At 55.3% G+C, this 8,534-nt stretch carries 7 protein-coding genes; 2 read left to right on the forward strand and 5 right to left on the reverse strand.

From position 1 onward, the window contains the following. Positions 1 to 28: 28 nt before the first annotated feature. The 5 genes from AC2FHW_RS17955 to AC2FHW_RS17975 form a co-directional block, all read right to left on the reverse strand. Entirely contained in the window at positions 29 to 2,428 is a 2,400-nt protein-coding gene (locus tag AC2FHW_RS17955) for a trimethylamine N-oxide demethylase (protein ID WP_496822379.1), read from the reverse strand. Next, on the reverse strand, positions 2,425 to 2,796 hold the full coding sequence (locus AC2FHW_RS17960) for a cupin domain-containing protein (RefSeq protein WP_496822381.1): 372 nt from the start codon (positions 2,794 to 2,796) through the stop codon (positions 2,425 to 2,427). Before AC2FHW_RS17960 ends, AC2FHW_RS17955 begins: the two co-directional genes overlap by 4 nt. Position 2,797: 1 nt before the next feature. Then, positions 2,798 to 4,780 (reverse strand): ABC transporter permease, encoded by a 1,983-nt coding sequence (locus tag AC2FHW_RS17965; RefSeq protein WP_271951749.1) that lies wholly within the window; start codon positions 4,778 to 4,780, stop codon positions 2,798 to 2,800. Continuing rightward, on the reverse strand, positions 4,780 to 5,808 hold the full coding sequence (locus AC2FHW_RS17970) for a quaternary amine ABC transporter ATP-binding protein (protein ID WP_496678879.1): 1,029 nt from the start codon (positions 5,806 to 5,808) through the stop codon (positions 4,780 to 4,782). The genes AC2FHW_RS17965 and AC2FHW_RS17970 overlap by 1 nt, the downstream gene beginning before the upstream one ends. A gap of 83 nt (positions 5,809 to 5,891) precedes the next feature. Then, on the reverse strand, positions 5,892 to 6,845 hold the full coding sequence (locus AC2FHW_RS17975; protein ID WP_271951752.1) for an ABC transporter substrate-binding protein: 954 nt from the start codon (positions 6,843 to 6,845) through the stop codon (positions 5,892 to 5,894). 239 nt (positions 6,846 to 7,084) lie between these two features. Here AC2FHW_RS17975 and AC2FHW_RS17980 point away from each other — a divergent pair, with 239 nt between their 5' ends. Then, the gene (locus AC2FHW_RS17980) at positions 7,085 to 8,020 is read left to right on the forward strand and encodes a LysR substrate-binding domain-containing protein (RefSeq protein WP_142640206.1); all 936 of its coding nucleotides are present in this window, start codon (positions 7,085 to 7,087) and stop codon (positions 8,018 to 8,020) included. Positions 8,021 to 8,207: 187 nt separating this feature from the next. After that, a partial coding sequence (locus AC2FHW_RS17985) for a formate--tetrahydrofolate ligase (RefSeq protein WP_496822383.1) occupies positions 8,208 to 8,534 on the forward strand: 327 nt, incomplete at its 3' end.

Raw genomic sequence — 8,534 nt, forward strand, 5'->3', positions numbered from 1 at the left:
GGTAGAAGTTAATGTCACACCACCGTCGCTATTCTGCAGCGTTCGGAACCGTCGCTTCTGCGTACATTCCCTTCACACGTTCCTTTGTTGGATCGAAATGCGGGAATGGCACGATCTTGGCTTTCAACCGCTTTTGTTGGCCGTCCAGCTGCCCGATTTCGATGTCCGCTCCAACGATGGCATGGGTAACCGAAATCCGACCCAAAGCGATGACCTTGCCGAGGATGGGTGATTTCATCGCGCTGGTAATCTCTCCGACCTGCGCTTTCCCAACGCGCACGCAGTCACCGGGTGAGGGGACCGTACCCCCTTCGATCTCAAATCCAACCAGTTTGCGGTGTGGGTGGGCCTTGCGCTCCTCTATCGCCGCCCGCCCAATGAAGTCGTCGGTCTTTGATTTCAGCGGCACAGTAAAGCCGATGCCGGCCTCGAACGGATCGGTCTGATCGTCGAATTCTGACCCGGCAAAGATCAGACCGCCCTCGATCCGCAACATGTCCAATGCGGCCAGGCCCAGAGGCGCAATGCCATACTCTTGGCCCACCTCCCAGACACGATCAAAGATTTCGACGGCATCCTTGGGGTGGCAGAAGATTTCATACCCAAGCTCTCCAGAATAGCCGGTCCGAGAAATTACAACAGAAGTCCCCTGCACATCACCAACCCGCGCGACCGAAAGCCGGAACCACGGCAGTTCGTCGATCGTTGGTTGCTGAGGCGGTGTCCAGAATATCTTGGAAAGTATGTCGCGGCTATGCCGCCCCTGAACTGCAATGTTGTGCAACTGGTCCGTAGAGTTGCGCACCCAGACATTCATATTGCGTTTGAGCGCCTGTTCCTGCAGCCACAACCCGCTGGTGTCATTCCCACCGATCCAGCGGAAGTTCGTCTCACCCAACCGGTAGACGGTGCCATCGTCGATCATACCGCCGTGCTCATAGCACATGGCCGTATAAACGACCTGACCAACGCTCAACTTTTTCATGTTGCGGGTCACGCAAAGCTGCATCAGTTCTTCGGCGTCAGGTCCCACGACTTCGTATTTGCGCAGCGGGCTGAGGTCCATGACAGCAACCTTGTCCCGGCAAGCCCAATATTCGGCAATCGCGCCATGATTGGTCATCGTGTTGGGCAGCCAATAGCCATTGTATTCTAAGAAATCACGGGTGTGCCGTGCAAAGCAGTCGTGAAATGCTGTTTTTTTAGTTTCTTCCACATCCGCCTCCGCAGATTTTCTATAGCCATAGGACCGCTTGAAATCCTCGGTCGCCTTATAGGTTCGCACTTGAATGTCTGTTGGATTCCAGCCATTTGCCGGGTCGATATCGCAGGGACAGCCGGTGCTGACGCAAACCAGATCGGTCAGGGCGCGCAGCAGGACGAAGTCACCGGGTCGCGACCACGGATCGTCCATGCCAATGGCGTTGGTGTCATCCAGCATCGTGTTGAAAAAGAAGTTAATCGCTGGCCAGCCACCGCGCGGCTTGATGCCATATTGGTCCAGATCCTTGTTGATATTGTCCGAACAATTCACATGGCCGGGATAGCCAAGGTCTTCATAATATCGCGCCGTACAGGCCAGACCGAACGTGTCATGGCGCCCACAGGTATCTTGAACGATTTCGATCAGAGGCTCTTGATCTACTGACCAGTACTTTGAGAAAATCCCGGGTTGAGGATACAAGCTGCCCATCAGGCTGCGTGTTGTTGTCGGGTCGATTTCACGCTCGATCCCCTGATCCAGTGCGCGGCGGCTGAATGCCTGAAAATCGGAACACTCTCGGCCACGAATATCGACGATCTGGATGAATTCACCGGCCTTCACTTCGTATGAGTGCGCATTTCCCGGCTGAATATTGAAATCCTTAAGCGGATCGGCCAGCGGATCGGGTGGTCCGATATCGGGCTTTTCCAAACCGGGTGCAGAGCGCTGAATGTACAGGATGATATCTGTGGGAGGGTTGTTATCTTCGGGACGCATTGCCTTGCCGGGTGCAGCCACGATCAGAAGGCCATCACGTTCAGCGACGAAATGCACCATGTCACCGGGGCGCGACCCGTCGGTAAACGCCCGGATCGCGTCACCTTTTCCGATGTCGAAGCCCGCGATTTCCAATGCACGCAGAACTTTTTTGCCAGATGCTGATCCATTTGCGAGGGTTGTGATCAAACCTTCGGGCCGTCCATGCCCCTGAGTGCCCAGCATGGCTGCATCGGAGCTTCGGTCAGGAGAAAAGAAGACCATCTCAGCCGGTTGCATCCCATCGCGGTCCAGCAGCGTGATGGTATCGCCCTTGGACACCGGTACCGCGCGCGACCCCATTCCGGGGATCGGGTGGCGTTCCGTTCCATGCGGCAGGATCGGAAGGCCGGGGACCAGAACCCCGCTGCGTTCGAATGGAACTTCGAAGGCCGGCTTCACATTCATAGTGTGTTTTCCTGAATGGCTTCGGTTGCACCGCGATGGGTGACCACCAAGAGGCATCCCGCCTCGGTTCGCGAATAGTGGCTGAACCCGGCAGCAAGGCTGACAAAATCGCCGCTGCGATATCGAAACCCGTCGTGGTCGGTCAGATCGCCCTCAAGCACGAAGAACTCTTCCGGCCCGTAATGGACATGAGGGTTCGAACGTGTGCCTGGCGCCATCTTCATCAGATAGCTGCCTTGTCCGGTTTCTTCATCGAAACTGATATTCTTCCACCAGACCTGCGCATCGGGCAGGCCGTCCATCCGCATCCGGACAAATCCGGGGTCATCGAAGCGGATAACGGTGCGTGCGCTCTGTTTTTGTGCCATCTTAGTCGAGCCCCAACCGCTTTTTGCGCTGATCAGCCCAACTGCTGATCGCCATGTCGAAGGTAAGCGCCATCAGCGAGACATTCATGCCGAGCACAAAGTTCTTGCCCAGTTCGGTACCTGCCAGAGTTCGTTGAAGTTCCTGCCCCAGATCCTGCGTTCCAATGAAGGCCGCGATAATGACCATGAAGAAGGCGAACATGATGGCTTGATTAAACCCGACCGCCATAGTTGGCAGCGCCAGAGGGAACTGTACCGACATAAGTTTTTGCCGGCGGGTCGAGCCGGACATATCTGCTGCCTCGGTCATTTCCGGCGGCACGTTGCTGAGGCCAATAATGGTGTACCGGATCAGCGGGACGGCGGCGAAGATCAGAATCGAGAACACAACCGCGACATCATTGACCCCGAACAACATGATCGCAGGGATCAAGTAAATGAAGCTGGGGAAGGTTTGCGCAGTGTCGCAAGCCAGCAAAATGCTCTTGGACCAACGCGCGGACCGCGCAGCGACAACGCCCAGGGGGATACCGATCATGGTTGCCAGCGCAACGGCCGAGATCACGGTATACAAAGTAATAACCGACCGATCCCACCAGCCCGAGAACGCGACAATCGTAAAGAAGACTGCTGCGTAGATGCCGGGCTTTCGGCCACCAACCCAATAAGCAAAGGAAACAACCAGAAGGATGAACGCGGGAGTTGGAATGGCGAGTAGCGTATTCCGGAATGGAATCAGAACCTTGACGTTCAGAAACCAGCGCAACCATTCGGTTGTCCCTTTGATCATGTCGATGGCCAGGAACGACTTGATAACCACGTCGATTTCCTTGCCCTGGCTTAGATGCTGCTTGCGGCCAATTTCGGCCAGGATCGGGAAGACCTGAGACAGCAGAGTGAACCCAACAAACAGACCCAGTGCGACCAGCGAAATCTGGTGGCGCTTCCACCATGGGGTGCCGCGTTCGAAGTGCACTGGCTGTTTGACGACCCAGGCCTTTGACATCCGATCCAACGTGACAGCCAGAAGGACGATGGTTACGCCAATCTCGAAAGAACGGCCCAGCTTGAAACTACCCATCATCGCCAGCAGTTTCGCGCCAAGACCGGGCATTCCGATAAAGGCGGTCAGAACAACCATCGCAAGACACAACATGATCACCTGATTGACGCCGACCAGAACCTCGGTCCGCGCGGCTGGAACGTAGACGTGACGCAACATCTGCCATTTGGTACATCCAGACATCTGGCCTGCTTCGATCACTTCGGGGCTGACTTTTTTCAAGCCCAGAGTGGTCATCAGGATCATCGGCGGGATGGCAAAAGTAATTGTTGCGACGGCCCCAGCTGTCGGTCCGACCTTAAAAAAGATCACTGCTGGCAAGAGATACGTAAAGAAGGGCAGGGTTTGCAGCACGGACAGCATGGGTTTCAGCATCCGCTCGAACCAGCGGTATTTCCAGGCGGCGATGCCCAGTATCAAGCCCAAAAGAAACGCCAGCGGTGCGGCAACCACGATGACAGACATCGTCTGCATGGCGATCTTCCACTGCCCGATCGCGGCCGTCCAGATGAAGGTTCCCGCGCCTAATGCGGCCAGACGCCAACCACCTACGGCGTAGCCGACGACGGCTGCCACTGCGGCGATTGCGGACCATGGGATCGGGCCTAGATTGGGCCAACGGCGCTTGCCTTCCAGAAGGTTCGCTGACGTATCCAGCAGGAACTCAAGCGGACCTTCGGCGATAAATCGTGTGACATAGATCAGGCCAAGATCATTTTGGATAAAGTAGAAGACTGCATCCAGAACCTGCGCCGTTGGCGGAATCGCGGCTTCGGGGATGCGGTTTAGCCATTCGGGCAGAACTCCGACAGCTTTGGCAACGATCAGCACGAAGGCGGCGGCCAGCAGTGTAGTCAGGACTCTGGTTTTTCCCCACGTCCCGTCTGAAGTGTCCGGTACTTCGGTGGACAGCGCCGCCATCATTCAGCTCCAAGCAGAACATTCAATGCGGCGTCACGTTCCAAAACACCGGTGACAACGCCTTTGTCATCCGCCACCGGCAAAAGAATGCGGTTATCGTTGACAAGAACCCGCGCCAGTTCGTGAATGGTTGATCCACCATTGATAGGTGCGCCCTCCAAGGCATGACCGTTCACAGGTTTTGCCAGGCCTTCGGCATGTACGACCCGGGCCTTGTCGACATCTTCGGTAAACTTGGCCACGTACTCGGTGGCAGGGTTCATCACAATCTTGTCGGGGGTGTCACATTGTTCGACCGCGCCGTTGCGCATGATTGCAATCCGGTCTGCCAGACGTAGCGCTTCGTCAAAATCATGCGTGATGAAAACGATGGTTTTGCCCAGCATCTCTTGCAATCGCAGGAATTCATCCTGCATTTCGCGGCGGATCAGTGGATCAAGCGCCGAGAATGGCTCGTCCAGAAACCAGATATCGGGTTCAATGGCGAGCGACCGGGCGATTCCCACTCTTTGCTGTTGGCCACCGCTCAATTCCCGTGGGAAGTATTCTTCCCGACCTTCAAGGCCCACCAACTTGATGACTTCCAGCGCGCGCTCGCGCCGATCATGACGATCTTGTCCGCGCATTTCCAACGGAAAGGCCACGTTGTCCAAAACCGTGCGATGTGGCAGCAGTCCGAAAGACTGAAACACCATGCCCATCTTGTTTCTGCGCAATTCAATCAGATCGCGCTCGCTCAGGCTCATGATGTCCTGACCGTCAACCTCAATCGTTCCGCCTGTAATGTCGTGCAGGCGCGAAAAGCAACGTACCAGCGTCGACTTGCCTGACCCTGACAAACCCATGATGACCAGCATTTCGCCACGGCCAACCTCAATCGAGACATCCTTGACACCGGCGATATACCCATCTGCACGGATTTCATCAAAACCGCGGCCAGCGGGCATGGACTTCAGGTAGCTCTCTGGCGAGGGCCCAAACAGTTTCCATACATTTTTGGCTGAGATGACAGGCGCTGTGGCGGACATGGCTGCCTAACTTTCTTGTTGAGCGCGGCCTTGCATCGATCAGATGGTCAAGGCCGCGCCAGTTTCGGTGGATGTAGCCGGGATTATGAGCTGCAGGAACTGATCCAAGGATCGACGACAGCGCGGTTGGCGTCCAGCCATTCTTCGGCGGCTTCTTCCGGTTCAAGCTCATCAGTATCGACCAGCTTCGCCATCTCAGCAATCTGCGGATTGGTGAAAGAAATCTCTGTCAGGGCGCAATACGCGGCCGGCCATTTGTCTTTCATACCATCCCAGGCTGCCTTTTTCAGGTAACCTTTGGCGGGGTTGCCGCAATCATACAACGCATTCGGGTTAGGACCCTTGGCTGGGTCTTTGTCGCATCCGTCTTCCCATGCTGGGAACTCAACGAACTCACCAGGCCAGACGGCTTCGGCAAAGTTTGGCGTCCAGTTAAAAACCAGTACCGGTGTTTTGTCGGCCTCAGCCGCGCCTATCTCGGCCCAAAGGGCTGCGGCGGAACCCGCATTGATCACGGTAAAGTTCAGATCAAGTGCTTCGGCGCGTTCTTTACCATGCTTCAACCAGTCAACTGGACCATCCAGATACCGACCCTTGTCGCCGGTTTCGGCTGTCGCGAACAGGTGTGCGCAGTCGTTCAATGCATTCCAATCTGGCAGGCCCGGGCAGGATTCCTTGGTCCACATGGGATACCACCAATCCTCACGTGTAACGGCGTCATGATCGCCTGCGTCATGCAGGCCACCTTTTTCCAATGCCGCCCTGTAGGACGCGCCAAACGCGCCTTCCCAGACTTCCATCTCCAACGCCACATCGCCCAGGCGCACCGATTCATAGACCGCCTGGCTGTCGGTGGTGACGTATTCGACGTTGTTGCCCATCTCTTCAAAGATCAGGCCGACAACGTTCGACATCACGATCTGGCTGGACCAATTGTGAATTGGGATCACGATCGGGTCGCTGCTGTCTTCTGCAGTCGCCCCTGTTCCCGCAACTGCTGCCAAAGTTGCAGCAGAAAGGAGGTTTGTAAGTTTCATGTTTGCTCCCTGAGTGATGTTCATTTTTTAGGTTGTGGACTCTTCCGGCCCCGAATTTGTGCATTCTGCGCAGAATCGCCCCAGACGCAGAACAGAAATTTGAGGGTCTTTGACCATAAATTCTTGAGGCTAACCCGACTTTTTGCTATCTTAACAATTAGTTGCCTGATCGATTGCCCGCAGATGAGGCCAAATGTTTTTCGATCGCTATAACGTCCAGTTCGGGAATCCGCTCTGAAATGCCAAAGAAAACTTCAGTCACAGGGAAAGTCCTTCCGCCGCTCGACTATTTGTTGGCGTTTGAAGCTGCCGCAAAGGCGCAGAGCTTTGCGCAGGCCAGTAAGGTTCTGAACATCTCTGAAACGGCGATCAGCCGCAAAGTGCGGTTGCTAGAGCAACACTATGATGTGCCGTTGTTTGTGCGAGGGCACCGATCTGTTTCGCTTACCCAACAAGGGGCCATCCTGCTGGCAACCGTGGAGAAGTCGCTGGACCTGATGCGGGATGTCAGCCGGGATATGCTGGCCAAACATCAGGCCAACACGGTATCGATCTCCGCCACCAACTCTGTCGCGTCTCTTTGGCTGATGCCGCAACTTCGCAAGTTCAACAAATCAAATGGCCGCATCCGTATTTCGCTGGTCTCTTCTGACAGCGACGCAGAGTGCCTGTCGGATTCGATGGACTTGACGATACTGCGTGGAGATGGCGATTGGCCGGGATACGAGGCACAGCTTTTGTTCGGAGAAACCGTATTTCCGGTCTGCAGCCCAGAGTATCTCAAGAGCAACCCCAAAGCGGCAGATATATCTGCGCTGCCGGAACTGGACCTTATTGAAGTCGCCAGTGGTCATGCAGAGTGGATGACATGGCGCACTTGGTTCAGTGGCAATGGGGTATCGACGTCCTCGATGGAACAGGCAGTGGAGTTCAATACCTATCCGTTGTCAGTGCAAGCAGCTGTCGATGGACTGGGAATTGCATTGGGTTGGGCCCATCTTGTTGACCCATTGCTTGAAAGCGGCACCTTGGTCAGACCGGTTCAGGGCGCATCAGTGCGAACACAGTCCGGATACTACCTGTTAAAAAGGCCTCTTCACAAAGCTTTCCCAGAGCAGCGCATCGTTGAAGATTGGTTGCTTGGTCTCAGCGCGGGTCGGAAAAGATACGCCTGATCGCTGTGGCCAGCCTCTGTTTCCTAATGATGAATCGAGTAGCACTTTCAGGGAGTGTTAAACTCGCATATTGACCCTAGGGAATAAATATTTACTTTAAAGAAAAATATATGCGAATCTGGTTCGGCTCCTTGCCGTTCTGGTTGGAACACTATTGGCCTATTTTATGCAGGGAGACCGAAACCCAATGAGCTATAAATCTGACATCGAAATTGCGCGTGAGGCGAAGAAGAAGCCGATTCAGGAGATTGGTGCGAAGATCGGCATCGAATCTGCTGATCTTCTGCCCTATGGCCATGACAAGGCAAAGGTGAGCCAGGACTTCATCAATTCGGTTCAGGGCCGTGAGGACGGCAAGCTGATTCTGGTGACGGCGATCAACCCGACGCCTGCGGGTGAGGGCAAGACGACGACGACTGTGGGTCTGGGTGACGGTCTGAACCGGATCGGCAAGAACGCGATGATCTGTATCCGTGAGGCTTCGCTGGGCCCGAACTTTGGCATGAAGGGCGGC

It is taken from the genome of Ruegeria sp. YTSA108 (assembly GCF_059610185.1).